The sequence below is a fragment of the Kitasatospora sp. NPDC038210 genome, assembly GCF_055600605.1.
The window spans coordinates 55652-80972 of record NZ_JBVJYK010000003.1; the positions used below are offsets into that span (position 1 = coordinate 55652).

Annotated in this window: 23 protein-coding genes; 13 read left to right on the forward strand and 10 right to left on the reverse strand. The window is 74.3% G+C overall.

Annotated features, from left to right (window positions below):
- Window positions 1–215 precede the first annotated feature (215 nt).
- On the forward strand, window positions 216–1775 hold the full coding sequence (locus tag ACZ7KX_RS06690) for a protein kinase domain-containing protein (RefSeq protein WP_470325613.1): 1560 nt from the start codon (window positions 216–218) through the stop codon (window positions 1773–1775).
- A 295-nt stretch (window positions 1776–2070) separates the two neighbouring features.
- Here ACZ7KX_RS06690 and ACZ7KX_RS06695 read toward each other — a convergent pair whose 3' ends face one another.
- The 5 genes from ACZ7KX_RS06695 to ACZ7KX_RS06715 form a co-directional block, all read right to left on the reverse strand.
- Window positions 2071–2592 (reverse strand): ion channel, encoded by a 522-nt coding sequence (locus tag ACZ7KX_RS06695; RefSeq protein WP_470325614.1) that lies wholly within the window; start codon window positions 2590–2592, stop codon window positions 2071–2073.
- Between the two features lie 184 nt (window positions 2593–2776).
- Window positions 2777–3058, reverse strand: coding sequence for a Sec-independent protein translocase subunit TatA (tatA, locus tag ACZ7KX_RS06700; RefSeq protein WP_350521721.1), 282 nt, complete (start codon window positions 3056–3058; stop codon window positions 2777–2779).
- A 207-nt stretch (window positions 3059–3265) separates the two neighbouring features.
- On the reverse strand, window positions 3266–3835 hold the full coding sequence (locus ACZ7KX_RS06705; protein WP_470325615.1) for a methyltransferase family protein: 570 nt from the start codon (window positions 3833–3835) through the stop codon (window positions 3266–3268).
- 107 nt (window positions 3836–3942) lie between these two features.
- The gene (locus tag ACZ7KX_RS06710; protein WP_470325616.1) at window positions 3943–4578 is read right to left on the reverse strand and encodes a class I SAM-dependent methyltransferase; all 636 of its coding nucleotides are present in this window, start codon (window positions 4576–4578) and stop codon (window positions 3943–3945) included.
- Window positions 4579–4837: 259 nt separating this feature from the next.
- The gene (locus ACZ7KX_RS06715; protein WP_470325617.1) at window positions 4838–6397 is read right to left on the reverse strand and encodes an MFS transporter; all 1560 of its coding nucleotides are present in this window, start codon (window positions 6395–6397) and stop codon (window positions 4838–4840) included.
- A 110-nt stretch (window positions 6398–6507) separates the two neighbouring features.
- Here ACZ7KX_RS06715 and ACZ7KX_RS06720 point away from each other — a divergent pair, with 110 nt between their 5' ends.
- A complete protein-coding gene (locus tag ACZ7KX_RS06720) occupies window positions 6508–7092 on the forward strand; it encodes a TetR/AcrR family transcriptional regulator (RefSeq protein WP_470325618.1) in 585 nt (194 codons plus the stop codon).
- A 15-nt stretch (window positions 7093–7107) separates the two neighbouring features.
- Here the strand turns inward: ACZ7KX_RS06720 and ACZ7KX_RS06725 are convergent, their stop codons facing one another.
- On the reverse strand, window positions 7108–7425 hold the full coding sequence (locus ACZ7KX_RS06725; protein WP_470325619.1) for a cupin domain-containing protein: 318 nt from the start codon (window positions 7423–7425) through the stop codon (window positions 7108–7110).
- 105 nt (window positions 7426–7530) lie between these two features.
- Here ACZ7KX_RS06725 and ACZ7KX_RS06730 point away from each other — a divergent pair, with 105 nt between their 5' ends.
- Window positions 7531–7797 (forward strand): hypothetical protein, encoded by a 267-nt coding sequence (locus ACZ7KX_RS06730; protein WP_470325620.1) that lies wholly within the window; start codon window positions 7531–7533, stop codon window positions 7795–7797.
- 69 nt (window positions 7798–7866) lie between these two features.
- Here ACZ7KX_RS06730 and ACZ7KX_RS06735 read toward each other — a convergent pair whose 3' ends face one another.
- Window positions 7867–9024 (reverse strand): acyl-CoA dehydrogenase family protein, encoded by a 1158-nt coding sequence (locus ACZ7KX_RS06735; protein WP_470325621.1) that lies wholly within the window; start codon window positions 9022–9024, stop codon window positions 7867–7869.
- Between the two features lie 287 nt (window positions 9025–9311).
- Here ACZ7KX_RS06735 and ACZ7KX_RS06740 point away from each other — a divergent pair, with 287 nt between their 5' ends.
- A complete protein-coding gene (locus ACZ7KX_RS06740) occupies window positions 9312–10520 on the forward strand; it encodes a TetR/AcrR family transcriptional regulator (protein ID WP_470325622.1) in 1209 nt (402 codons plus the stop codon).
- A gap of 66 nt (window positions 10521–10586) precedes the next feature.
- Here the strand turns inward: ACZ7KX_RS06740 and ACZ7KX_RS06745 are convergent, their stop codons facing one another.
- Complete coding sequence (locus tag ACZ7KX_RS06745; RefSeq protein ID WP_470325623.1) at window positions 10587–10910, reverse strand: hypothetical protein; 324 nt, start codon at window positions 10908–10910, stop codon at window positions 10587–10589.
- 238 nt (window positions 10911–11148) lie between these two features.
- On the opposite strand from ACZ7KX_RS06745, the gene ACZ7KX_RS06750 reads away from it, so the two are divergent.
- The 6 genes from ACZ7KX_RS06750 to ACZ7KX_RS06775 all read left to right on the forward strand — a co-directional run bounded on the left by ACZ7KX_RS06750 (window position 11149) and on the right by ACZ7KX_RS06775 (window position 21205).
- Window positions 11149–13053: an ATP-binding protein gene (locus ACZ7KX_RS06750; protein ID WP_470325624.1), complete on the forward strand. Its 1905-nt coding sequence runs from the start codon at window positions 11149–11151 to the stop codon at window positions 13051–13053.
- Window positions 13054–13114: 61 nt separating this feature from the next.
- Window positions 13115–15478: a hypothetical protein gene (locus ACZ7KX_RS06755; protein WP_470325625.1), complete on the forward strand. Its 2364-nt coding sequence runs from the start codon at window positions 13115–13117 to the stop codon at window positions 15476–15478.
- Between the two features lie 241 nt (window positions 15479–15719).
- Window positions 15720–16373 (forward strand): DedA family protein, encoded by a 654-nt coding sequence (locus ACZ7KX_RS06760; RefSeq protein ID WP_470325626.1) that lies wholly within the window; start codon window positions 15720–15722, stop codon window positions 16371–16373.
- A 210-nt stretch (window positions 16374–16583) separates the two neighbouring features.
- Window positions 16584–18413 (forward strand): threonine/serine exporter family protein, encoded by a 1830-nt coding sequence (locus tag ACZ7KX_RS06765; RefSeq protein ID WP_470325627.1) that lies wholly within the window; start codon window positions 16584–16586, stop codon window positions 18411–18413.
- An 88-nt stretch (window positions 18414–18501) separates the two neighbouring features.
- Window positions 18502–19575: a hypothetical protein gene (locus ACZ7KX_RS06770; protein ID WP_470325628.1), complete on the forward strand. Its 1074-nt coding sequence runs from the start codon at window positions 18502–18504 to the stop codon at window positions 19573–19575.
- A 238-nt stretch (window positions 19576–19813) separates the two neighbouring features.
- Complete coding sequence (locus ACZ7KX_RS06775) at window positions 19814–21205, forward strand: C40 family peptidase (protein ID WP_470325629.1); 1392 nt, start codon at window positions 19814–19816, stop codon at window positions 21203–21205.
- Window positions 21206–21282: 77 nt separating this feature from the next.
- Here ACZ7KX_RS06775 and ACZ7KX_RS06780 read toward each other — a convergent pair whose 3' ends face one another.
- Window positions 21283–21606 carry a hypothetical protein gene (locus ACZ7KX_RS06780; RefSeq protein ID WP_470325630.1) on the reverse strand — a complete coding sequence of 108 codons (324 nt, stop codon included), beginning with the start codon at window positions 21604–21606 and terminating at the stop codon, window positions 21283–21285.
- A 129-nt stretch (window positions 21607–21735) separates the two neighbouring features.
- Here ACZ7KX_RS06780 and ACZ7KX_RS06785 point away from each other — a divergent pair, with 129 nt between their 5' ends.
- Together ACZ7KX_RS06785 and ACZ7KX_RS06790 are read left to right on the forward strand one after the other, a co-directional pair.
- Window positions 21736–22257: a GNAT family N-acetyltransferase gene (locus ACZ7KX_RS06785; RefSeq protein ID WP_470325631.1), complete on the forward strand. Its 522-nt coding sequence runs from the start codon at window positions 21736–21738 to the stop codon at window positions 22255–22257.
- 40 nt (window positions 22258–22297) lie between these two features.
- Window positions 22298–23578 carry a GNAT family N-acetyltransferase gene (locus ACZ7KX_RS06790; protein WP_470325632.1) on the forward strand — a complete coding sequence of 427 codons (1281 nt, stop codon included), beginning with the start codon at window positions 22298–22300 and terminating at the stop codon, window positions 23576–23578.
- 171 nt (window positions 23579–23749) lie between these two features.
- On the opposite strand, the gene ACZ7KX_RS06795 is transcribed toward ACZ7KX_RS06790, so the two are convergent.
- The gene (locus ACZ7KX_RS06795) at window positions 23750–24550 is read right to left on the reverse strand and encodes a TetR/AcrR family transcriptional regulator (RefSeq protein ID WP_350521702.1); all 801 of its coding nucleotides are present in this window, start codon (window positions 24548–24550) and stop codon (window positions 23750–23752) included.
- 183 nt (window positions 24551–24733) lie between these two features.
- Between ACZ7KX_RS06795 and ACZ7KX_RS06800 the strand changes: the two genes are divergently transcribed.
- Complete coding sequence (locus ACZ7KX_RS06800) at window positions 24734–25273, forward strand: GNAT family N-acetyltransferase (protein ID WP_470325633.1); 540 nt, start codon at window positions 24734–24736, stop codon at window positions 25271–25273.
- Window positions 25274–25321 lie beyond the last annotated feature (48 nt).

A 25321-nucleotide genomic window follows, 5' to 3' on the forward strand; every position in this document is an offset into this window, starting at 1 on the left:
AACCCGCCACTCACCAATCACGCCCGAAAACTCCATCCCCCCCCCCCCGCATGCCGCCCTCCCCCCACCCCCGCGCCGGCGGCCGGGGGACCGCTGCCCGGTCCCCCGACCGCCACCCCTCCGCCCCCGGCCGGGTCGCACGGCCGTACGGCTATCGTGCACAGGTGCACGAGGCGGCCCGGAACCCCGGGCAGGGCACGTGAGGGGAGCTCCAGGTGATCGGACGGGCGCTGAACGGGCGTTACGAACTCGTCGAGATGCTCGGCGTCGGCGGCATGGCCACCGTCTGGCGTGCCGTGGACCGCGTGCTGGGCCGCCAGGTGGCCGTGAAGGTCCTCAACGGGGGCCTCGCCGACGACCCCCGCTTCGCCGAGCGCTTCGGCCGCGAGGCGCAGCACGCGGCCATGCTGGTGCACCCGAGGATCGCCATGGTCTTCGACTCGGGCGTGGACGAGGGCACCCCGTTCATCGTCATGGAGCTGGTCAGCGGACGTTCGCTGGCCGCCGTGCTGGCGCAGGAGCCCGCACTCCCCGTCGAACGGGCCGTCGGCATCGCGGCGGCGGTCTGCGAGGCGCTGGCGGTCGCGCACGCCGCGGGGCTGGTGCACCGGGACATCAAGCCCGGGAACATCATGATCACCGACGACGGCGGGGTGAAGGTCGTCGACTTCGGCATCGCCCGGGCCGCCTCCTCCGACAACCTGACCCGGACCGCGAGCGTGCTCGGCACGGCCGCCTACCTCTCGCCCGAGCAGGCCACCGCCTCGGCCCTGGACGGCCGGACCGACCTGTACGCGGTCGGCTGCGTGCTGACCGAGATGCTCACCGGCGCGGCCCCGTTCACCGCCGAGACCCCGGTCGCGATCGCCTTCAAGCACGTCAACGAGCAGCCCCTGCCGCCGTCCGCGCGGCGTCCCGGCCTGCCGCCCGCCCTGGACGCGGTGGTGCTGCGCCTGCTCGCCAAGGCCCCGGCCGGGCGGCCCGCGGACGCCTCCGCCGCCCGGGCCGAACTGCTCGCCACCGTACCGGGGTTGATCGTCGGCGATCCGACGGCCGAACTCCTCGCGACCACTGCGGCGGCCACCCAGGCGCTCCCGCGGGCCGTGCCCCCGGCGTCCTCGGACCACCAGCACACCACCCTGCTCCCGCCGCAGCCCCCGGCCGCCACCTCCGTGATGGCGCCCGTTCCCGCCGTCCCGCCGGCCGGGCCCGGGCCCGGGGCGGAGGCGCCGGCCCGGACCGGCCGCCGCAAGCCCCTGGTGCTCGGCGCGCTGGGCGTGGCGGGCCTGGCGGGCGTCGCCGCACTGGCCCTCACCGCCTTCGACGGCCCGGCGGACAGTCCGTCGGCCGCCAGACCGGCCGTGTCCTCCGCCCCGGCCACGGCGCCCGCCACGACGCCCGCCACCGGCCCGAAGCCCACCGCGACCGCCGCCCCCGCCAGCCCGTCGGCGCCCCCGACGCCCACCCAGGCCGTCCCGCGCAACCAGCCGGCGGCGCTGCAGCTCCAGTCCTTCCGGCAGGCCGTGGCCCAGGCCGACGTGGGCAAGGACCGGGACAAGCAGGCGGAACTGCTCAGGATCCTCGACACCGCCTCCGCCCGCCTCGACGCGGGGGACCCGGACGCCGCCGCGCAGGAGCTCAAGAACGCCCAGAAGGTGGTCAAGGACATGGCCAAGCGGCACGCCATCAACCCGCCGACCTACGCCAACTGGAACGCCCGGCTCTCGGCCCTGTTCGCCACCCTGCACACCGCCGCCGACCTCCAGGACGGCTGACGGCCGCCGCCCCCGGGGGGGGCATCCGCCGGCACTGTCCGGAACGGGCCCGTGCCGCGGTCCGGCACCACGGTCGTCGGCTACGACACGATCCGGGACAGACCGGCTTCCTGACGCTCCACCCGGTCCCCCGTCCGTTCGGGCGGGGGACCGGTGCGTTCCGGGGCCCGGCGGTGGCGCCCGGACGGCGGCAGCGGCGGCCTGCTGACTCCCGGTCCGATCGCGCCGGGCCTCCGGCCGGCCGGTCGGCGGCGTCGTCCACAGCCCGTGGAGAGTGCCGTGCGCCTGCGCGGGTTCAGCCCTGGCGCTTGATCCGTCGCTCCACGTTGCTGCGGACCGCCCGGGACGCCGTCCCGGCGGCCGCCGCCAGGATCACGAAGTTGTACAGGATCTGCAGGATCACCACGAGCCGTGCCGACTGCCCCGCCGGGGTGATGTCCCCGTACCCGACCGTCGACATCGTCACGACGGTGAAGTACAGCGCGTCCAGGCGCGTCTCCAGCCCTGCGAACTCCGACTTGTGGGCGCCCATCGCGTAGTACGTGGCGGAGAAGATGGTCGCCGTCAGTCCGATCAGGAACACCAGCCAGACCACCGGCCGCTTCGCCGTCCCCTGCATCACCCCGACGATCTTGGCCAGCATCAGCCAGGTCAGTCCGGCCAGCGCGCAGGTGAAGGCCGTCCAGCTGACGACCGGGTGGCGATCGCCCAACCATCCGAGCGGCAGCGTGAAGTACCCGACCATCAGCAGCGTGAATGCCAGCAGCAGCCAGCACCAGGCCCGTACGTCGGTGGACGGTGGCGAGTTGTCGGACATCCCGCCCAGCCTGTGCCGACGGAGCCCCGGGCGCCCGCCCGCCTACGCCGACCGGACGAACCGGCCCGGGCGGCAGCCGGGGCGCGGACCCGTCGGACCGCGCCGACCCGGACGGCGGAGGAGGCCGCGAACAGCGGAACGCCCCCGGTGAGCTCACCGGGGGCGTTCCGAAGGAAGGGGAGACTCAGGCGGTCGTCTCGGGCCGCTTGTTCTCGGTGGCCTTGGTCACGTTGGTCGGCGTGACGGCCGGACGGTCCGCGCTCTGCTGGGGAGCGGCGGTGCTCTGGGCGGTGCCGGCGTCCGCCGGGGTCTCGTCCTCGCGCATGGCCTTGGTCTCGGCCTTCAGGATGCGCATGGACTTACCCAGGCCGCGAGCCATCTCCGGCAGCTTCTTCGATCCGAACAGCAGGATTACGACCGCCAGCACCACGAAGATGTGCCAGGGCTCAAGACCGTTCCGCAGCATCCCTGGCCACCGGTCCCTTCTTGTCTAGAGTCATGGCGGGCGCGCGCGCCCGTGTTGGCCAGTATGCCTGGCCCTCACGGCGAACGGATACACCGGCCGGGAAACGCTGGCCAAAAACCAGGTGCCGCTCAAGCGGGCCGCGAGATCGAGGACGGTCGGCGGCCCGGGGCGGGGCGGAGTCGGCCTCCGAGGCCCGCCCCGGTGCGATCAGTGGACGAACGGCACGAGTCGCCTGGTCACCCGGCGGTACTCGGCGTACTCGCTCCCGAGCGCCGCCAGCAGCAGCCGCTCCTCGGCGGTGATCCGCCAGCCGTACGCGGCGAACAGCAGCCCGGCGACCACCAGGGCGGCCGCCCAGCTGCCGGTGCCGAGGGCGTAGCCGATCCAGACCAGCAGGCTGCCGGCGTAGCCGGGGTGGCGGATCAGCCGGTACGGGCCGGTGCGCACGACGTGCTGGGTGTCCACGGTGCGCAGCGTGCGGGTGTAGTACGCGCCCAGGGTGTGCATGCCCCAGGCCCGCAGGGCCAGCCCGGCGCCGACCAGCAGGACACCGAACCAGCTTGCCCAGAGCGGCAGTCGGCCGATCGAGCCGCGGTCGAACAGCACCACGACCAGGGCCGACGCCGGGTAGCAGCAGAGCAGCAGCCGGGTCGAGCCGCGGTCGCGGCGGTCCGCCCGCCAGGTGCCGGCGGCGGCGTCCTCGCGTCGGCGCAGCAGCAGCTCGTAGGCGACCCAGCACAGGACGCCGAGGAGGGAGAGGAGGGCGGGCAGGGACACGGGGCGGCTCCCGGCGGTCGGAGGGACCCCTTCACGGTCCTCCCCCGGGGGCCGCCGGGGCACGCACCCGGGGGTGGACGCGGCCCCGTCCACCCCCGGGTGGACGGTCACTCCGTCCGTCGCGCCAGCAGGTAGCCGCGGCGGGTCGGGGCCTCCTCGGGCAGGCCCTTGCGTTCCATCCGCACCTCGACGCCGAATCCGGCGCGGGTGAGGTGGTCGGCGACGGCCCCGGTCTCCAGGAAGTGGAAGTCCACGTCCACCCGGTGGCCCCACCACTCCTCCATCCGCCGCACCTCGGTGCCGAGGTGGAAGGAGACCAGCAGCACCCCGCCGGGCCGCAGCACCCGCCGCACCTCGGCGAACGCGGGCGCCAGCTCGTCCGGCTCCAGGTGGATCACCGAGTACAGCGCGACGGCGGCGGCGAACTCCCCGTCGGCGGCGGGCAGCGTCAGCAGGTCGCCGGTGCGGAACGTGGCCTTCGGCTGCTCACGCCGGGCCAGTTCGACCATCCGCGGCGAGAGGTCGACCCCGACCACCTCGGCCCCGTGCCCGGCCAGCCACCCCGCCACGTGGCCGGGCCCGCACCCCAGGTCGGCCACCACCCCGCCGGCCGCCTCCTCCAGGACCACCCCCAGCAGCGCGCGGTCCACCGCCTTGTGCGCCAGCTCACCCCCGATCCGCCCCGCGTACTCCTCGGCCACCGTGTCGTAACTCCCGCGCACCCGCGCCCGATCAGCACCCATGTGCCCACCCTGGCACGCCGGGCCCGCGACGGGTGCGAGTCGACGGAATCCGGACGGCAGGCCCGGGGCACGGCGTCGCGGGCGAGTGCCGGGGGGCCGCCGTGCCCCGGGACTGTTGTGCCCTGGGAGGCCGTGCCCCGCGACCGTCGCGGGGCCTGCCGCGGCGCCTCGGGGCCCGGAGTGCCCCGAACGGCGGAGAGCCCCCGCCCGGGGTGGGCGGGGGCTCTCGATGACTCGCGTGGATCGGGCCGGGACGGGGTCAGACGGTGGCGGGTTCGGCCTCGGGGGCCGGGGCGGGGGCGGCGGCCGGGAGGTGGCGCATCAGGCGGTAGGCCAGCAGCGCGGCACCGAGGGCGAGGACCACACCGACCCCGGCGGCGACGTGCAGGCCGTCGGTGAAGGCGGTGCGGGCGGTCTCCAGCAGGTCGGCGCCGAGCCGGCCGGGCAGCTGGGCGGCGACGGCGACCGCGCCGCCGAGGGTGTCCTGGGCCGCGTGGGCGGCCTCGCCCTGGACGCCCGCCGGGAGGGCGGCACCGTCGAGCTGGTGGCGGTAGACCGCGGCACCGGCCGCGCCGAGCAGGGCGATGCCGAGCGAGCTGCCGAGCTCGACCGCGGTCTCCGAGGTGGCGGAGGCGGCGCCGGCCTGCTCGACGGGGGCGGCGGAGACGACCATCTCGGCGGTCATCGTCATGGTGCCGACGGTCCCGGCGGCCAGCACGCCGGCCGCGGTGAGGATGAGCGCCAGCGGGGAGTGCGCGCCGACCTGCGTCATCATCGCGAAGCCCGCCGCGCCGATCAGGAACCCGCCGCCCATCAGGGCCGCCGGGCGGACCTTGCCGGCCAGCGCCGAGCTGATCCCGACGGCCGCGCCGACGCCGACGCTCGGCACCAGGGACCACAGCGAGGCGGTCAGCGGGCTCATGCCCTTGACCAGCTGCAGGTACTGCGAGGTGAAGAGGGAGAAGCCCATCATCGCGAACATCGCGATCGTGTTGACGCTGATCGCGCCGCTGAAGGTGCGGATCTTGAACAGGCTCAGGTCGAGCAGCGGGTTCGCGGCGGTGCGCTGGCGCCACACGAAGGCGGCGGCGAGCAGCAGGCCGGCCGCGACGGCCAGCGCGGGCAGCAGGCTCCAGCCGTCGACGGCGATGGTCTTGACCCCGTAGACGAGGGGCAGGATCGCGCCCAGCGAGAGCGCGGCGCCGAGCAGGTCGAAGCGGCCGGTGCGGGCGGCGGAGCGGTACTCGGGGAGCAGGACGGGCGCGGACAGCAGCACCAGGGCCATCACCGGGACGGCGGGCAGGAAGGCCGAGCCCCACCAGAAGTGTTCGAGCAGCAGGCCGCCGACGACCGGGCCGAGGGTGGCCCCGGCGGTGAGGACGCCGCCCCAGGCGCCGAGGGCGACCTGCCGCTGCTTGGGGTCGTGGAACATGTTGCGGATCAGCGCGAGGGTCGAGGGCATCACGGTGGCCCCGGCGGCGCCGAGCAGGGCGCGGGCCGCGATCAGCTGGTCGGCGTCGTGCGACCAGGCGGCCAGCAGCGAGGCGCCGATGAAGCCGGTGGCGCCGATCACCAGCAGCCGGCGGCGGCCGATCCGGTCGCCCAGCGAGCCCATCGTGATGAGCAGTCCGGCCAGCAGGAACGAGTACATGTCCATGATCCACAGCTGCTGGGTGCCGCTGGGCGCCAGCGTGGTGGAGATGAACGGGACGGCGAAGAAGAGCACGCCCATGTCCATGGAGAGGACGAGGGTCGGGAGCAGGAGGACGGCCAGGCCGATCCATTCGCGACGGCCTGCGCGGCCGGTGGTTGCGGTCATGAGGAAGACAGTACGGGCGTGTCAGACGCTTGTCTAGTACAGATGTGTAAATCGCTCGTACAAGACGATCGTGCAAGACATCTGTCCAGTCCTTCCGTAGGATCTGGGGCATGGGAAACCGCGAAGACCTGATGGCCGGCGCCAAGCGCTGCCTGTACGAGAAGGGCTACGGGCGCACCACCGCCCGCGACATCGCCACCGCCTCCGGCGTCAGCCTGGCCGCGATCGGCTACCACTTCGGCTCCAAGGACGCGCTGCTCAACGCGGCGATGATCGAGGCGATCGGCGAGATGGGGGCGTCCCTGGGCGAGGTGGTGGTGGCCGCCAACCAGGTGTCGGAGGACCCGGAGGAGCGCTTCGCCGCCGTCTGGGAGGGCCTCCGGGACGTCTTCGTCGAGCACCGCGGACTCTGGGCGGCCCAGTTCGAGGCCCTCGCGCAGGCCGCGCACGCCCCCGAACTGGCGCAGGCCTTCGCGGGGGCGCAGAAGGAGGGCCGGCTGGGGCTCTCCGCCCTGTTCCAGGGGCTGCCCGAGGTGGTGGACTCCGAGGAGGAGGAGGTCCGCGGCGCCTTCTACCAGACCCTGCTGGCCGGCTACGCCGCCCAGTGGCTGGCCGCGCCCGACCTCGCGCCCAGCGGGCAGGACTTCCTGCGCGGGCTGCGGCTGGTCAGCGGCAGCGTGCTCGGCCCCGGCTGAGCCGCCCGCCGGGGGTCAGGTCGTGACGGCGGTGAGCAGCACCACCGAGTCGACGTGCGCCAGCAGCCCGTGCCGCTCCTGCGGGACGGGCTCCAGACGCCCGGCCGACAGCTCCAGCCGTCGGCCGGCGATGGTCAGCGAGACCCGGCCGCGCAGCACCTGGACGCTTCCGGCGGTGGGCGGGTTGTGCTCGTCCAGCGCGGTCCCGGCGGTCAGCGCGATCACGGTCTGCCGCAGGACGCCGTCGTGCAGCACCAGGTGGGCGCTGCGCCCGTGCGTGCTCTCGGCCGCGAGGGCGGCGTGCTCCACGGCGAGCTGTTCGAGATCGGACATCGCGCGTCCTCCTGACCTTTGCTGCCAGGGTCGCGGACGCACCCGGGTCGCGCACCCGGAGGCGTTCGACGTGCAGCCCGCGTCCACTGCGCTCATCGTGGAGGCATGGCGACCAACGAAAACTTCTTCAGCGGGTTCCAGGTCAACCGCTCGCTGCTGGCCGGTGGCGTAGTGCTCACCGGCATCGGTGCGGCGCTCGGTGCGGCCGGGACCGTGATGGTGTGTGCGGCGCTGGCCACGGCCGGCCGCAACTGGGTGCGGAACATGGACGCGCCGCCGACCGCGATCGCCCACCGGGCGTTCCACGGGGCGAAGGTGGCGTCCGCCGCGGGCTGGGATGCCTGGCGAGCCGAGCAGGCCTCGCCCAACTGACCGGACCGGGAAGGGCGCGGCGGGCCGCCATGGGGGTGCGGCCCGCCGCGCGGTCCTGCCCGGACGGGCCTACAGCCCCATCGACTTGGCGATGATGCTGCGCATGACCTCGCTGGTGCCGCCGTAGATCCGGAACACCCGGTTGTCGGTGTAGAGCCGGGCGATCGGGTACTCCAGGATGTAGCCGTAACCGCCGTGCAGCTGGAGGCACTTGTCGATCACGGTGGAGGCCGACTCGGTGCAGAAGAGCTTCGCCGCGGCCGCGTCGGCCACGGTCAGCTCGCCGCGCTGGTACAGCTCCAGCGCGCGGTCCACCATCGACTGCTGCGCGACCACCTGGGCCTCGCAGTCGGCCAGGGTGAACTTGGTGTTCTGGAACTCGGCCACGGCCTTGCCGAACACCTTGCGGTCCTTGACGTACTGCACCGCGAACCGGACCGCCGCCGCGGCCGCCGCGTACGCGCCGACGGCGATCGCCAGGCGCTCCTGCACCAGGTTGTGGGTCAGGTAGGCGAAGGCCCTGCCCTCCTCGCCGAGCAGGTTCTCCACCGGCACCTTGACGTCGCTGAACGCCAGCTCGGCGGTGTCCGAGGTGCGCAGGCCGATCTTCTGCAGCTTGCGGCCGACGGTGTAGCCCGGGGAGGTGGTGTCCACGCACAGGATGGACAGGCCGGCCCGGCGGTCGGCCGGGTCGTACGGCGCGGTGCGGCAGACCACCAGGACCAGGTCCGCCAGCACGCCGCCGGTGATGAAGGTCTTGGCGCCGTTCAGGACGTAGTGGGTGCCGTCCTCGGAGAGCCGCGCGGTGGTGGTGATGCCCGCGAGGTCGGAGCCGGCGCCCGGCTCGGTCATCGCGATCGCGGTCATGATGTCGCCGGAGACGAAGCCGGGCAGCCAGCGCCGCTTCTGCTCGTCGTTCGCGTACTCCAGCAGGTACGGCAGCACCAGCCCGGTGTGCACGCCGGAGGAGCCGAAGCTGACACCCGCCCGGGCGGTCTCCTCGGCGATCACCGCCTGGTACTTGAAGCCGCTCTCGCCCGCGCCGCCGTACTCCTCCGGGACCTCGATGCCGTACACGCCGAGCGCGCCGAGCTGCCGGTAGAAGTCGCGCGGCGGGTGGCCCTCGGCCTCCCAGCCCTCGTAGACCGGGACGACCTCGTTGGCGATGAAGTCCCGGATGGTCTCCCGGAAGGCCTCGTGGTCCTCGTTGAACACGGTGCGGCGCACGGCGGCGCTCCCTTCGACGGTGCCGGCCGGAGCTGCCGGCGGGGCGGAACGTGCCAGGTGATGGCCCCACAAGTTAATCCCGGGTAGCTTCGGCTGTCCAGAGTCGACAGGCGTGGAAGACACGGTCGGCGGCGGTGCCGAGTGAATCCTTGCTAGCCTTCGTTCGACGCCGGCTCGACGCCCGGTCCGAGGGCGGGACACACCGGTTCCGATGCCCGTTCGGCGACCGCTCGACGCGCGGATCGAGGCCCGGATCGGTGCCCGGCCGGACGGGAGGGAGGTGCGCCATGGTGGTCCGACGGCCGCCCGGGCGGCGTGCCCAGATCCTCGCCGTGGCCGCCGACCGGTTCCACCGCAGCGGCTACCACCAGGTCTCGATGACCGAGGTCGCCGCCGGGGTCGGCATCACCGCGCCCGCGCTCTACCGGCACTTCCGCGGCAAGCCCGAACTGCTCGACCGGGCCGTCCGGTTGGGGCTGGACGAGCTCGCCGGCGGACTGCGTGCGGCCGGTACCGCGGAGGAGGTCGGAGCCGTGCTGGCCGCCGTCGCGGTCGGCCACCGCCCGCTCGGCACCCTGGTCCAGCGCGACGCCCGGCTGCTGCCGCCGGCCCGGCGCGCCGCGCTGCGCCGCGAGCTGCGCGCCGACGTCGCGCTGATGACCGCCGTACTGCGCGCGGAGCGCCCCGAACTCCTGCCAGCCGATGCCGAGTTGCTCTGCTGGGCGGCGCTCTCGGCCTGCGCCGGGCTCTCCTACCAGTCGGCGGCGCCGCAGCCCCGTCGCGCCGAGGCGCTGCTGCGCGAGCTGGTCGCGGCCGTCCTCGCGGTCACGCCGCCCGGCACCGGCACCGGCACCGCCACCGTGCCCGTGCCCGTGCCCGAGTCCCGGGCCGAGCCCGAGTCCGTGCCCGCAGCCGGACCGGTGCCGGTGCCGGGGCCGAGGCCGCAGGCGCGCCGGGAGGAACTGCTCGCGGCCGCCGTCCGGCTGTTCCACCAGCGCGGCTTCGACAACGTCAGCACCGACCAACTCGGCGCCGCCGTGGGCATCTCAGGCCCCAGCGTGTACCGGCACTTCGACAGCAAGGCCCACCTGCTCGCCGCCTCGCTGGTGCGCAGCCGCGAGCGGCTCTGGCACGAGGTGGACGGCGCGATCACCGCCGCGGACGGGCCCGGTGCGGCGCTGGCCGCCGGGCTGGGCGCGTACGTCGGTTTCGCGCTGCGCAACGGCGACTACCTGGGCGCGATGCTCAGCGAGACGGAGCGGCTGGCGCCGCCGGACCGGCGGGCCGCGGTGGACTTCCGGCGGGACTTCCTGCGCACCTGGGTCGGTCTGCTGCAGCAGGTGCGCCCGGACTGCGACGCGGCCACCGCCCGGATCCGGGTGCACGCCCTGTTCGCGCTGGTCAACGACGGGGTGCGGAACCGCCCGCACAGCGCCCGGCCGGACCTTGAGGACTGCCTGCTGCGCCTCGGCCGGGCGGTGCTGGGGCTGTCCTGAGACGCGGAACGGGCCGGGTGCCCGCCCCGCCGTGACGGGACGGGCACCCGGCCCGGCGGGCAGGTTCTAGTACAGGACGTGCGGGTAGTACACCCGGGCGTCGGCGTTGCCGTTGCCCTGCAGCGCGCCGACGTTCCCGCCGTTGCCGGCCACGGCGAGACCGTTGTTCTGGTCGGAGGCGCCCGAACCGGCGGCCGTCTGCTGGGTGTTGACCACGTTGCCGTGGACGGTGCCGATGACGTTGCCGGAGCCGACGTCGCTCACCACGCTGCCGTTGGAGTGGTCGATCGCGCCGGCGCCGTTGTCGGCGTGCGCGGTGGCGGCACCGAAGCCGACGAGGAGGAACGCGCCGAGGGCGGTGACGGCGGCGGCTGCGCGAATACGGGACACGCTGATCTCCCTGACTGGACGGGCGAATTGTGGCGCGCGTTCCGGAGTGGCCGCTCCGGAGCGCCGTTGCCTGACGTCGCCCGGTCAGCATTCACCAGTGATCGCGCGAACTCCACCGAACGGGTGGCAATTCCACCGATGGTGGAGGCTCGGTCAATTGCGAGTTGACCGCAATCCGTCATTCCGTCGAGAAGAAAGAAATGGTGGGCAGATTGTCGCACTGGCACACTGGGGACCCATGTCTGAAGGTGCCCAGTCCGAGCCCACCCCCGTCGAGGAACTGCGGACGACCGAGGTCGATCTCGGCGGCCTGGTGAACGTCCTCGCCACCCACCTCTACTCCACCCCGCTGGTCGCCCTGCGCGAACTCGTCCAGAACGCGCACGACTCGCACACCCGACGGCTCCTGGAGGACCCGGAGGGCGACCACCGCCCGCTGATCCGGGTGCGCGCGGACGCCGCCCGGCGCACCGTCGCCATCGAGGACACCGGGGCCGGCCTGACCGAGCCCGAGATCCACTCCTACCTCGCCACCGTCGGCACCGGCTACACCCGCATGCTGCGCGAACTGACCGGCAACCAGGAGCTGATCGGCGCATTCGGGCTGGGCTTCCTGTCCGCGTTCTCGATCGCCGACGAGGTGACCGTCACCACCACCTCGCACCGCGAGCCGCAGCTCGGCCACCGCTACCGCAGCCGCGGCGGCGAGCAGTACCGGGTCGAGCCGGTGCCCGCCCGGCCCCGCCCCGGCACGGTGGTCGAGCTGGCGCTCAAGGCCGAGCACTCCCACCTCGCCGACGAGGACACCCTGCGCGAGGTCCTCGCCCGGTACTGCGTGCTGCTCCCGATCCCGGTCCACGTCGGTGACGACGAACAGCCCGTCAACTCCGTCGAGGTGCCGTGGCGCCAGGCGGTGGGGGGCGACCAGCACGCCGCCCGGATGCGCTTCGCCACCGCCTTCGGCCGCCGCTTCGAGCCGCTCACCGCCTTCCCGGTGCAGCCGGTCGACGGCGCCACCGACGCGATCGGCCTGCTGTGGGTCCAGGACGGCGGCACCTACGGCACCGGCGACAACCGCGACCTCGCCGTGTACCTGCGCGGCATGCTGCTCGCCGAGGACGCCCGCGACCTGCTGCCCGGCTGGGCCGGCTTCATCGGCGGGGTGGTCGAGTCCGGCCGGCTCACCCCCACCGCCAGCCGCGAGGACCTCCAGCGCGACGAGCACTACCGCGCGCTCCGGAAGGCCCTGACCGACGCCATCGTGGACGGCCTCTACGAGACGGCCCGGCTGCGGCCCGCCGCCTGGCGCCGCATCCTCACCCGGCACGGCCAGGACCTGCTCGGCGCCGCGCTCTGCGACGACCGGCTGTTCACCCTGCTCGCCGACGACGTCCCGGTGCCCACCTCGCAGGGCGACCTCACCGCGGGCGCGCTGCGCGCGGCGGGAGGCGGAGCGGTGCACGTCGCGCTCGGCACCGGCGGCGGCTTCGAGGAGATGCTCTACCGGGCGATGCGGGTGCCGATCGCCCGCGGCGACCGCTACGCCGTGCTGCCCTTCCTGCGCCGCTACGCCGGGCTGCGCGGCTGCCGACTGGTCGAGCTGGGCAGCGAGCAGGGCAACCGCGAGCTGTTCCGCGACCCGGAGCGGCCGCTGCCGGAGGGAGAGGAGGCCTGGCTGGCCGCCGCCCTCGCCGACCCGGGCGAGCAGCTCGTCCCGGCCCGCTTCGACCCGCCCGGCCTGCCGCTGGTGCTCGTCCCGGACCGCGAGGCCGAGCTGAAGGCCCGGATCGAGGACGACCAGGCCGACGCCCGGATCCCGTCCGCCGCGCTGCGACTGGCCCGCGCCTTCACCGCCCGCACCGACGGCGGGGTCAAGGCCCGGCTCTACCTCAACCTGGCCTGCCCGGCGGTCGAGGACCTGCTCGTCGCCTACCGCAGCGGGCACACCGGCAGCGCCACCGCGGCCGGGCTGCTCCGCTCGCTCAAGGTGATCATGGCCGCGGCCTCCTCCGGCCCCGCCGAGGGTGACCTCACCGCCGCGCTGACCGGCTTCGGCACGGCGGTCTCCGCACTGACCGCCGCCGTCCCGGCCGGGCTGCCGGACGTCCCGGACAGCCCCGGCGCGCTGTCGGACGAAGCGTGACGGACGGATTGTCAGTGGTCCGCGGTAGACAACTCATCAGCACGACGCAGGGGGAACGAGCATGACCACCGACATCTGGTCCTGGGTGCGGGACGCCCACCGGCAGCTGGTCGAGGCCGGCCACCACCGGCTGGCCGACGCCATCGTCGAGCTGCCCGAGCACGCCACCGAGGGCCGCAACGACCAGCTGGACGCCTTGTACCCGGAGGCGGTCGCCGCCGCACGGTCGCTCGACCTGCCCTGGGTCGAGGTCTACCTGCGGCACTGGCGGATGCAGAACCTGCTGAACAAGCGCCAGCAGGGCGAGGCGGTCATGCCCGAGGTGATCGACCTGCTGGAGTTCGCCCACCGGGACGAGACGGCCGGCTGCCCGCAGTCCGTCTGCGTGGTGCAGGACTTCGCGATCTGCCACGCCCGGGTCGACGGGCCCGGGTACGTGGCCGAGCGGCTGGAGGTGGTCGGCGAGACGCTGGAGCGGATCGAGCCCGGCCGGGCCTGCTACGACTGCCTCTCCCGCGAGTACTCCGACGCCCTGGAGGACGACGGCCGGGCCGCCGAGGCGCTCGACCACCTGGACGGCGCCGCCAACCGCATGCGCGCGGCCGGCCAGCGGGTCTCGCTCCGCTTCCACCAGGCCCGGGCCGGCACCCTGCACCTGCTCGGCCGGTACGAGGAGGTGCTGGAGCTGCTGGACACCGCCGAGCGGGCCGAGCAGAAGCCGGGGCAGCAGCTGGACGAGCGCGACCAGCGCTGGGGCGCCCTGCTGCGGGCCCGCGCGCTCGCCGCGCTCGGCCGCACGGACGAGGCGCTCGCCCTGCTCCCCGAGCGGGCCGAGGCCGAGCAGCACGCCGACCTGCGGCCCACCTGGACGCAGACGGTCGAGCTGCTGGTCGCGGCCGGCGCGTGGGAGAACGACGCCGAGCTGGGTGCCGTGCTGGCCGGCTGGGTCGGGTACCTGGACGACGCCGGTGCGCACCGCCCCTGCGTGGACCTGCTGCTGGCGGCGGGTCGGCTCGCCGTCGCGCGCGGCGCCCGCACGGTGGCGCTGACGCTCGCCGCGACCGGAGAGCGTAAGCTCACCCGGTTGCGTCGCACCGACGGCGTGTCCGCGGAGGTCGCCGCCCTGCGCGCGGCCGCCGAGGCGCTGCCGGAGCCCGGGCTGCCCGTCCCGCCGGGCGAGCTGACGGCGTACCTGGCCGAGGCCGAGGTGCCGTTCGAGACCGGCGCCGACCTGCTCTCCGTCGCCCTGGACCGGTACCGGGGTGAGCAGGCCGGCGCCACCGGGCTGACGGTGCTCCTGGCCACCGTGCTGGGCGGCCTCGGCCACGCCCGGGCCGCGGCCGACCTGCTGTGGCAGCGGCTGGAGACGGACCCGGAGGACCGGGAGCTGACCGGCACGCTCGGCGAGCTGCTGATCGCCGCCCGGGACGCCGAGGGCGTGCGCCGCCTCGCCGACCGGCTGGCCGCCACGGCACCGGCCGACGGGCACTGGATACGCGCCCGCTGGGCCGCCGCCGAGAGCCGGTGGACGGAGGTGCTGGAGCGGTGCGAGGCGATCATGGCGCTGGACGACGAGGTGCTCAACACCCGGCGCCTCGCCGCCCGGGCCGCCACCGAGCTGGGGGACCACGCCGGTGCGCAGCGGCTCTACCAGGAGCTGCTGGAGCGGGCGCTGCCCGCCGAGGGCGCCCCGGACGACGAGGACCACCGGGTGGTCCGGGAGCCCGACCTCTGGCACCTGATCACCGCGGCCAGTGCCAACCGGGACTGGGCCGTGGTGCGCTCCGCCGGGGCGCTGCTCGACATCGAGTTCGACGAGCCCGAGGGCCCGGTGGACGAGGAGTGGCAGCTGGTCACCGTCCGGGCGGCCCGGACCAACGGTGCGACGGTCGACCTGCCCGCGGTGCGGACCGGACCGGCCACCGCCCGCATCCTGCCGGTGCTCGGTGACGACCTGACGCTCAACCACGGCGACGTGGTGGTCTTCGCCCCGGCCCTGCTGGAGCGCCCGCCGGCCGAGGACGCCCCGGAGGAGGAGCAGCGGCGCTGGCGCCCGGTGTTCGAACTGCTCACCATGCTCGACCCGGCGGGGTACACCACCTATTGGATCGACGGCGGCTGGCCCGGCGACGAACCGTGGGGCGCCCTGCGCGAGCGGCTGCAGGAGTCCGGCTACGCGCTGTGGGCGTACAGCGGGGACCACTACCGGATCACCGACCCCGCGGACGGGGGCGAGGACGCGACGCTGCCCGGGATCTACGCGGCCGTCGGGGTGCCGCCGACCGCCTCGGCCGCCGAGGCCGACGCCCTGCTGCACCGGCTGACCGGCCACTGGCCGCACCCGCTCGCCTGGCCGACCCTGGCCGAGGCGGCCGGCGCGGACGTCGCCCGGCACGAGGAGATCGTCGAGCGCTACGGCCTCTGACCCCTTCGTACGACTTCGCTCGGCTCCGTACGACCACCCGGCCCCGGCGCGCCGGCCCTCCGGGGCCCCGCCGGGGCCGCGGGCATTCCCGGCTCCGGCCTTCGCCGGGCGGTTCCGGCGCCGGGCTCCGTGGTGTGGTCCCGGTCTGGCTTCCGTCGGGAACCATCCGGCCCCCACCCGAGTCTTTGTCAATGCTTTACCGTTGCATTGCCAAGACTCGACCTCCGGGAGTGCCCGCACCGTGACCAGCCTCGCCCTCGGCCCGTCCTGGCTCGATCCGACCACCCTGATCTCCGCCTTCGGCCTGCTCGGCATCCTGGCCATCGTCTTCGCCGAGTCCGGCCTGCTGATCGGGTTCTTCCTGCCCGGCGACTCGCTGCTGTTCACCACCGGCCTGCTGGTGGCCGGCGGCACCTACCTGCACCAGCCGCTCTGGCTGGTCTGCGTGCTGATCGTGGCCGCGGCCGTGGCCGGGGACCAGGTCGGCTACCTCTTCGGCCGCAAGGTCGGCCCGAGCCTGTTCCGCCGCCCCGACTCGCGGGTCTTCAAGCAGGAGAACGTCGAGAAGGCCGCCGCCTTCTTCGACCGGTACGGGCCCAAGGCGATCGTGCTGGCCCGCTTCGTGCCGGTCGTCCGCACCTTCACCCCGATCGTCGCCGGGGTGAGCAGGATGAACTACCGCGGCTTCGTCGTGTTCAACCTGGTCGGTGGCGTGCTGTGGGGCGGCGGGGTCACCGTGCTCGGCTACTTCCTGGGGCAGATCCCGTTCGTCAGGGACAACATCGAGGCGATCCTGGTGGGCATCGTGCTGCTCTCGGTGGTCCCGGTGGCGATCGAGCTGCTGCGGGCCCGCCGGTCCGGTGCGGCACCCGCCACCCGCCACCGCGCCGGGTAGGCGCCCGTGGCCCGGGCCACGGGACGTCGCGTACATGTGCGTCCGGCTGTTCGATCAGGCAAGGTGTAACCCGAGATCGAGCGGTGGGTGGCCGGTGGCCCCCAGGGGCGGCAAGGAGCGGAAGTGCCTAAGCGGGGCCGACCGGGTGCGGGCAAGCGGGCGAGGGGAGGCCGGGCGGTCCGCCAAGCGCGGCAGACACCCCCGAAGCCGGTGCACCCCGCCGACGCCCCGCCCACCGAGGGCCTGCTCGGCCACCCCGCCCCGCCCGTCGAGCCCACCACCGTCGTCCCGCTCCTCCCGCCCGTCCCGGAGACCAAGGGCCTGCTGGCGCCCGAGCCCGCCCCGCCCGTCGAGCCCGCCCCGCCCGTCGATCCCGCGCCGCTCCCCGGGCCCCCGGCGTCCGCCGGGCCGCACCCGGACCTCACCGTCGACGTGCACCCCCGGGAGGCGGCCCACCGGGCCACGGCTCCCCGGGAGGCCGCCCCGGGGAGCGCGGCCCGCCCGGCCCGCCGCCGCTCGGTCGCCGAGGACACCCTCACGCCCGAGGAGTGGCGGGCGGCCGGGTACACCCCGCCGACCGGCATCCCGATCCCCGACCTGACCGCCGGCGCGCCCGGCGAGGCGCCCTGGCCGGACCGGATGCGCACGCTGCTGCGCACCCCGATGTCCGAGCGCCCGTCCTTCGAGCGGACCGCCCGCGAGCTGCACCCCTCGGCGGGCACCGCCCGCAACGTCCCCCGCATCCTCGACCTGACCCTGCGCCTCGGCGAGCTGCTGCTGGCCAGCGGTGAGGCCGCCGAGGACGTCGAGGCGGCGATGCTCGGCATCGCGCACGCCTACCGGCTGGACCGCTGCGAGCCGCAGGTGACCTTCACCCTGATCGGCATCTCGCACCAGCCCTCGCTGGTCGAGCCGCCGGTCACCGCCGACCGCGTGGTGCGTCGGCGCACTTCCGACTACACCCGGCTGAACGCGGTGTACGAGCTGGTCGCGGACATCACCGCGGAGAAGACGTCGGTCAACGACGCCTACCGCCGGCTCGCCCTGATCCGCCGCAACCGGCACCCGTACCCGGCCTGGCTGCTCGCCCTGACCACCGGTCTGCTGGCCGGTGCGGCGACCTTCCTGGTCGGCGGCCGGCTCGACGACAAGGCCTGGCTGGTCTTCGCCAGCGCCTTCATCGCGGCCGTCCTGGGCGACCGGATGGCCTCCGGGCTGGCCCGGCGCCGGCTGCCGGAGTTCTACCAGTTCGTGGCGGCCGCGATGCCGGCCGCGGCCTCCGGGATCATCCTGTCCTTCAACGACTGGGGTCTGCGCGGATCGGTCGTGATCACCGGTGGCCTGTTCGCCCTGCTGCCCGGGCGCGCACTGGTCGCCGCCGTGCAGGACGGTCTGACCGGCTTCTACATCACCGCCGCGGCCCGCCTGCTGGAAGTGATCTACCTGGTCGCGGGCATCGTGATCGGCGTCATGGTGATCCTCTACCTGGGTGTCGGCTTCGAGGCGAAGCTCCGGCCGGACGAGAGCCTGGTCGGGATCAGCTACCCGCCGGTGCAGATGGTCGCCGCGATGGTGCTGACCCTGGCCTTCGCGATGCTGCTGCAGACCGACCGCCGCACGCTCGCCCTGGTCACGGCCAACAGCGGCATCGGCTGGGCCAGCTACGGCGCGCTGGTCTACAACGCGGGCGTCAACCCGATCGCGGCGACCGGCGTGGCGGCCGGTCTGGTGGGTCTCTTCGGGCAGCTGATGGCGCGCTACCGCAACGGCTCGGCGCTGCCGTACGTGACCGCGGCGATCGGCCCGCTGATGCCGGGTTCGGCGCTCTACCTCGGCATGCTCGCCTTCGCGCAGGGGCACTCCAGCGCCGGTCTGGTGTCGGTCTTCCGGGCGGCGGCGATCGCGATGGCGCTGGCGGTCGGGGTGAACCTCGGCGGGGAGATCGCCCGGCTGTTCCTGAAGCTGCCGGTGGGTGCCGAGCTCCCGTCGCTCTACCCGGCGGTGCCGCGCCGGGCGGCCAAGCGCACCCGGGGGTTCTGACCGTGCGTTGACCCGTGTTGGAGGCCCGTTGGGCCCCGGGCCATGTCACCGCAGGCAGGACGCAGGACCAGGAACGAAGGTAAGTCGCATGACCACACTGTTGGACAGCTACCGCGAGCACATCGTCAACGCGCACAAGCAACCGCTGTTCCTGCTGCTGGTCGGCTTCATCACGTCGTTCGTCTTCATCCGGTTCAGCGTCCGGATGATCCGCGCCCAGGTGCGCTGGTGGCCCGGCAACGTGACCCCCGGCGGCCTGCACATCCACCACATGGTGTTCGGCCTGGGCTTCCTGCTGCTCGGCGGCATCGGGGTGTTCGCGACCTACGGCGGGCAGCCGTGGATGGACTGGTTCGGGCTGGCCTTCGGCATCGGCTGCGGCCTGGTGCTGGACGAGTTCGCCCTGATCCTGCACCTGGACGACGTGTACTGGAGCGAGCAGGGCCGCAAGTCGGTGGACGCGGTGATCTTCGGGATCCTGTTCACCGCCCTGCTGCTGATCGGGTACGTGCCGTTCGGCCCGCTGCCCGGCGAGGACACCAGGTGGGGCCTGATCGCGGTCATCTCGGTGAACGCGCTGGCTTCGGTGATCACCCTGATCAAGGGGAAGATGTGGACCGGCCTGCTCGGGATCATGGTCCCCGGTCTGTCCTGGATCGGCGCGATCCGGCTGGCCCGGCCGAGCAGCCCCTGGGCCCGCTGGCGGTACTCCGTGCGCCCCCGCCGCCGGGCGCGCGCACTGCGACGCGAGCGCCTGCTGCACCGGCGCGCCGACCGGGCCCGCACCTGGCTCTTCGACCTGATCGCCGGCGCCCCCGACAAGGTGCCCGCCAACCACCCCGCCGCCCACCGGGTCGCCGAGCGGATGGCCGCCCGGGCCACCGCCCACCTCGACGCGCACGCCGCGCGGGGGCTGGCCCGCCGCCGGGCCAGGCTGGCCGACCGCCGCTCGGCGGCCGCCGCCGGCGCCACGGCCAAGCCCCCGACCGGGGACGGCCAGACGTCCGCGGCCGGTCCGGTCCGCACCCACCGGGCGCAGCAGCGCCGCCGTACGGTCCGGGCCGGGCGCAGCCGGACCTTCGCCGTCGGTCCGACCGGGCTGGAGCGCCGTCCCGAGCGGCACCCCCGGCTGCGGACGCACACCCGCCGGGTCCGCCGGTAGTTCGTGCACCGCGGGCGTCCGGCCGGAGTCGAGTTCGGGTCGGATCATCTGATGGTCACTCGACCGGCGGAGCGCTTTGCCGATGCGCAGGCCGCCGGAATTGAGAACATGACGCCATGTGACCGTTCTGTCACATGAGGGGATGATTCGTCGGACTCCCGCCGCCCGGCCGCCCGCTGCCCGTGCGCCGAGCGCCGTCCGCCGCCGTCCCCTCCGGACCCGTGAGAAGGGACGTCGCGTGGCGCGCAGGCTCCTGCCGACCCTCCTGTTGTCGCTCACCGCCCTGTTCGGGCTGCTCCCCACCGCCCAGGCCGTCGCGTCCGACGGCGATCCGGCGGCCGGCCGGGCCCGGGGTGAGGAGCCGTACCCGAGCACCGAGGCGATCGACCGCGCCCGGGCCGAGGCCGACGGCAAGGCCTCCTCGGTCGCCGCCCTGGAGACGGCGCTCACCGCCGCCCGGACCGACCTGGACCGGGCCGGGCGCGGCGCCGGACACGCCGTCGAGGCCTACAACGGTGCCCGGCTCGCCCTCACCCGGGCCCGGGCGGAGGAGAGCGCTGCCGCGCGGCGCGCCGTCGTCGCCGAGGCCGAACGCTCGGCCGCCGCCGAGGACGCCGCCCGGCTCGCCGCCGAGACCTACCGGCAGGGCGCGGGCGCCGAACTGTCCGCGCTCAACGCGCTGCTCGGCTCCCGCGGCGCGCGCGAGGCCGGTGACCGCGCCGCCGCGGTCCGCCAGGCCAGCGAGCGCACCCGGCAGGTCCTGGACGCCGCCACCTCCACGGCCGCCGCCGCCCGGAGCGCCTCCGCCGCCGCCCGCACCGCCACCGGGGCAGCCGAGAAGGCCGCCGCAGAGGTCGGCGCGGCCAGGGTCCGGGCCGAGGCACGGCTGGCCGCCCAGCAGGGCGAGGTCGCCGCCGCCACCCGGCACCGCGAGCAGCTGCTCACCGAGCTGGCCGCCGCCCGGAACACCACCGTCGAGCTGGAGCGCAGGCGCCGCGAGGCGCTGGAGGCGGTCGCCGCCCGCGAGGCCGAGGCCGCCGCCCGGGCCGCCGCCGAGCAGGCCGCCCGGGAGGCGGAGGCCGCCGACGCCGCGGCAGCCGCCGCCAAGGCCTCCGCAGCGCCGCCGGTCGAGCCGCCCGCACCGGCGCCCCCACCGGCGCCCGCACCGGCGCCCGCCGTTCCGCCCGCACCGGCGTCCGCCGAGCTCTCCGCCGAACCGTCCGCGATGCCGTCCGCCGAGCCGCCAGCCGAGCGGCCGTGGTCCGCCGAGGGCGCGGCCGCGGCGGTCGCCTTCGCCAAGTCCAAGATCGGCCTGCCCTACGTCTGGGGCGGCGAGGGGCCGGGCGGCTACGACTGCTCAGGGCTGACCATGATGGCCTGGCGCGAGGGCGGCCGGCAGCTCAACCACTTCGCGGCCGACCAGTACGCCCAGAGCACCCGGATCGGCTACCGTCAGCTGCGCCCCGGGGACCTGGTGTTCTGGACGGACACCGGGCAGGCCGCCGACATCTACCACGTGGGGCTCTACATCGGCGACGACCAGATGATCGAGGCCCCGCGGGCGGGCATGCCGATCAAACAGGCCAGCCTCTGGATCATGGGCACCCCGGACTTCTACGCCCGGCCGTGAGCACCGGCCGCGAGCACCGGCCGTCATCACCGACCGTCATCACCGACCGTCATCACCGACCGTCATCACCGACCGCGTCATCGGTCGAGCAGGACGCCCAGTTCCTCCCGGCGGGCGCGCAGTCCGACGCCGGTCCAGATCCAGGCGGCGCAGAGCGGGAGCGTCAGCAGGACGACGGCGACCGCCCCGCCGATCCGGCCGATGACCTCGGAGTCGCATACCTCCTGCAGGTGGAAGCTGCCCGGCTCGTAGAAGGCCGGGGAGCCGCAGTCCCCGCCGGCCGAGGAGAGGAGCAGCCAGGCCGCCCAGAGCCAGCCGGCGACCGTCAGCGCGCCCAGCGCCTTCACGGTGGTGCTCCGGCCCTCGTACTCCTTCAGCCTGCGGAGGTACTCGTCGTCCATGGCTCCCCCCTCGGGAGATCGTCCGTCCGTCACGTGGATGAGGGCACGAGGATGGCAGGAAGGCGATCCCCGCCACCAATGTCGGTGGTCGGGGTTAGCGTGGTCGCTCGACCGTTCTGAGGAGGCGTCATGCTGCTGCGCGATGTTCGGGCGGAGGATGTCGAGGCCTACATCCGGATGCGCTGCGACCCGGTGATGATGGCCGAGCTGGGCGGGCCGTTGCCCCGGGAACGGGTGGAGGAGCGGCTGCGCAAGGACCTGGTCGAGGCGGCGGCGGACCGCTGCTGGGTCAAGATGATCGTCCCGGACGGCTCCGGGGACGGCGAGGCCGCGGGCACGGTCAACCTCTGGTCGGGCGAGGAGGACGGCGAGACGGTCTCCGAGATCGGCTGGATGGTGCTGCCCGCCCACCAGGGCCGCGGGCTCGCCAAGCGGGCCGTCCGCCGGGTGCTGGACGCCGCGGCCGAGGACGGCCGCTGGGGCGAGGTGCACGCCAATCCCGGGGTGGCCAACGGCCCGTCCAACGGGATCTGCCGGGCGCTGGGCTTCCGGCTGCTCGGCGAGCGGGACCTTGGCTTCGCGGACCGGGTCCTGCGGACCAACCACTGGGTGGTGGTGCCGGGGGAGCACGTCGGGTCGGACACGGAATAAATCGGGTGCTGCCGCCGGGGGGCCGCCGTACCGTGGCCCCATGGGCAACAGCATCGATCACTCGACCGTCGACACCGTGGACGGGCTCCGGGTTCGGGCCGTCTCCGAGGACGAGGTGCCGGCCTGGGACCGCGCGCTGACCCTCGGATTCCTGCGCCCGCACGTGGCGAGCGCGGCGGACGTGCGCCGTCGGCAGTGGCAGCCGGGCCGGATGCTGGCCGGCTTCGACGGCGACCGTCAGATCGCCACCTTCCGCAGCTTCGACGCCGAGTTGACCGTCCCCGGCGGGGCCGTCATCACGGCCGACGCCATCAGCCACGTCACGGTCAGCGCCACCCACCGCCGCCGGGGCCTGCTCAGCACCATGATGCGCCGGGATCTCGCGGCCGCCGCCGGGCGCGGTACGGCCGTCGCCATCCTGATCGCCGCGGAGTACGGCATCTACGGCCGGTTCGGCTTCGGCCCGGCCACCCGGGGCGCCGGCTTCCGGGTCGACCTGCGCCGCGCCCGCGGCCTGCGCGAGGGCCTGCCGGGTGTCCCCGGCGGCCGGATCGACTTCGTCACCATGGCGGAGCTGCGCGAACTGGGCCCCGGCCTGCACGACCGCTGGCGGCGCACCCAGCCGGGCGCGATCGACCGCGACGAGCTGTGGTGGCAGCGCAGCACCGGCGAGGTCCGGGTGCCCGGCTTCGACTTCAAGGAGCCGTTCGCGGCCGTCCACCGGGACGCCGACGGCACGGTCACCGGTCTGGTGGTCTACCGGGTCGACGACAAGTGGGACGGCGACTACCCCGACTGCACGCTCACCGTCGAGGAGTGCACCGCCCTCGACCTGCCCACCAGGGTCGAGCTCTGGCGCTTCCTGTTCTCCGTCGACTGGGTGGCCCGGATCGCGGTGTCCAACGCCTCCCCGGACGACCCGCTGCCGCTGCTGCTCCGGGACCGGCGCGCGGCCACCCCGCACGAGGAGAGCTCGGACTACCTGTGGCTGCGCGTGCTGGACGTCGAGGCCGCCTTCGGCGCCCGGACGTACGCCGCCCCCGGCCGGGTGGTGCTGGAGGTCGACGACAAGCTCGGCTTCGCGTCCGGACGTTGGGCGCTGGAGGCCGCCGCGGACGGCACCGGCCGCTGCACCCGCACCACGGACGACGCCGACCTCGCCCTCGCGGCAACGGAGTTGGGGTCGCTCTACCTCGGCGCGGAGACGGCCCCGAGGCTGGCCGCGGCCGCGCTGGTCACCGAGTTGCGCCCGGGGGCGGCCGCCGCAGCGGACCTGCTGCTGCGCACTCCGCTGCAGGCCTGGAACCCGGACAACTTCTGAGCCGCATCGATCGGCCCCGATCCGCGGGGACGCGACGTCCCCGGGAGCGTGACATCCGGCGGAACGCGACATCCCCGAGACCGACATCCCCGGGGATCCGGCGGGACGCGACGGAGGCCGGCCCCGCCGTGGGGCCGGCCTCCGTCGTCTCCGATTCGCCTCCGTCGGCCGCTACTTGACGGCCGTCTTGCCGATGGTCGGCAGGATGAAGTCCTGGATCAGGCCCTTGGCGTCCCGGACGATCGGCCGGAAGACCCGGTAGCGCGACAGGTTGATCACCCGGGCCGCCAGCGGCGTGGAGCGCCGGACGAACTCCCTGGTGCGCTCGGTGTCCGGGGTGCGGTCGAAGACCCAGTAGAGCACCACGATCATCAGGTGCAGCCACAGCACGTCGGGCAGCAGCTCGACCAGTTCGGCGTCCAGCTTGGGCGCCAGCTCCGAGCCCTGCAGGACCTCGCGGAACAGTGCGACCGCCGTGGCCCGGGCCGGGTGGGACTCGTTGGAGAACGGGCTCAGCGAACTGGTCGGGTCGGCGGCGGTGCGGAAGAACTGCGCGGAGAACTCGTGGTACGGCGCGGCGGTGTCGAGCCAGGAGGTGAGCGCGATCTGCAGCCGCTCGGAGAAGTCCCGGGTGTGGGCCATGCGGCGCCTGGCGTCCTCCGCGTGGTCGTAGGTCATCCGGTCGTAGAACCCCTGGATCAGGAATTCCTTCGCCGAGAAGTAGTAGTAGGCGTTGCCCACCGACACGCCCGCCTCGGTGGCGATCGCGCGCATGGTGGTCTTCTCGTAGCCCCGCTCCTGGAACAGCCGCATGGCCGTCTCCAGGATCAGCGCCCGGGTCGCCTCACTCTTGTCGGTCTTCGGCTGCGCCCGGCCGCCGGGCATGGGCCCGCCCTCCGTGCCGGGCGCGGCCGAGTCCTCGGCCGTACCGTTCTCGCCGTCCGTTCGGTTCGTCGCTGCCAGGTCGTCCACGGGAACGAGCCTAGCCGGAGACCAGGTTCCAGCCGGTGTCGGTGTTCGTGGCACCGGGTGTCCCCTCCGTACCCGGTGCCACGACCACCACCCCCCGTGATTCGAACACGTTCAAAAGGTTGGCAGAACTGTAGACGCTTCGGTTGAACATGTTCAACTCCATCTGTGTGGGAGGGTGGTCACATGATCAGGGCAGGAGAGGTCGTCATCCGGCGCGGCGGGACGCAGGACTCGGAGTCGATCGCCGAGCTGCACGCCCGCAGTTGGCGCACCGCCTACCGGGGGATCGTCCCGGAGGAGGCGCTCGGCGACGGGATGGCCGCCCAGCGGCGCGAACTGTGGGAGCTGCGCCTGGACGCGGACTACGGCGAGCCGGAGAACACGCCCGAACTGCTGGTGGCCGAACGGGACGGGGAGCCGGCCGGGTTCGTCTACCTCGTCCCGCAGCCGGACGGCCGGGTGCTGATCGACAACCTGCACGTGCGCCCCGGTCTGACCGGTGGCGGCATCGGCCGCGTGCTGCTGGCTGCGGCCCGTGCCTTCGTCGCCGAGCGGCACCCCGGGGCGGAGCTGTTCCTGGAGGTGCTGCGCGACAACACCCGCGCGATCGCCTTCTACGAGCGCGAGGGCGCCGTGCGGGTCCGGGCGCAGGAGGGTGTCTTCCCGGGCGGCTTCCTGCTGCCCGAGTACGTGTACGCCTGGCCGGGTCGGTCGGAGTCGTAGCCGGGTCGACGGGGACAGGGGCGGAGTTCGGGAGTTCAGGGACGGGGC

Excerpts from the sequence above, each read along its gene's own strand:
- ACZ7KX_RS06800 (WP_470325633.1), top strand. The coding sequence starts at position 24,734 with ATGATCAGGGCAGGAGAGGTCGTCATCCGGCGCGGCGGGACGCAGGAC.
- ACZ7KX_RS06755 (WP_470325625.1), top strand. The coding sequence starts at position 13,115 with ATGACCACCGACATCTGGTCCTGGGTGCGGGACGCCCACCGGCAGCTG.
- ACZ7KX_RS06715 (WP_470325617.1), bottom strand. The coding sequence starts at position 6,397 with ATGACCGCAACCACCGGCCGCGCAGGCCGTCGCGAATGGATCGGCCTG.
- ACZ7KX_RS06725 (WP_470325619.1), bottom strand. The coding sequence starts at position 7,425 with ATGTCCGATCTCGAACAGCTCGCCGTGGAGCACGCCGCCCTCGCGGCC.
- tatA (WP_350521721.1), bottom strand. The coding sequence starts at position 3,058 with ATGCTGCGGAACGGTCTTGAGCCCTGGCACATCTTCGTGGTGCTGGCG.
- ACZ7KX_RS06750 (WP_470325624.1), top strand. The coding sequence starts at position 11,149 with ATGTCTGAAGGTGCCCAGTCCGAGCCCACCCCCGTCGAGGAACTGCGG.
- ACZ7KX_RS06790 (WP_470325632.1), top strand. The coding sequence starts at position 22,298 with ATGGGCAACAGCATCGATCACTCGACCGTCGACACCGTGGACGGGCTC.
- ACZ7KX_RS06695 (WP_470325614.1), bottom strand. The coding sequence starts at position 2,592 with ATGTCCGACAACTCGCCACCGTCCACCGACGTACGGGCCTGGTGCTGG.
- ACZ7KX_RS06785 (WP_470325631.1), top strand. The coding sequence starts at position 21,736 with ATGCTGCTGCGCGATGTTCGGGCGGAGGATGTCGAGGCCTACATCCGG.
- ACZ7KX_RS06770 (WP_470325628.1), top strand. The coding sequence starts at position 18,502 with ATGACCACACTGTTGGACAGCTACCGCGAGCACATCGTCAACGCGCAC.
- ACZ7KX_RS06780 (WP_470325630.1), bottom strand. The coding sequence starts at position 21,606 with ATGGACGACGAGTACCTCCGCAGGCTGAAGGAGTACGAGGGCCGGAGC.
- ACZ7KX_RS06730 (WP_470325620.1), top strand. The coding sequence starts at position 7,531 with ATGGCGACCAACGAAAACTTCTTCAGCGGGTTCCAGGTCAACCGCTCG.
- ACZ7KX_RS06740 (WP_470325622.1), top strand. The coding sequence starts at position 9,312 with ATGGTGGTCCGACGGCCGCCCGGGCGGCGTGCCCAGATCCTCGCCGTG.
- ACZ7KX_RS06710 (WP_470325616.1), bottom strand. The coding sequence starts at position 4,578 with ATGGGTGCTGATCGGGCGCGGGTGCGCGGGAGTTACGACACGGTGGCC.
- ACZ7KX_RS06720 (WP_470325618.1), top strand. The coding sequence starts at position 6,508 with ATGGGAAACCGCGAAGACCTGATGGCCGGCGCCAAGCGCTGCCTGTAC.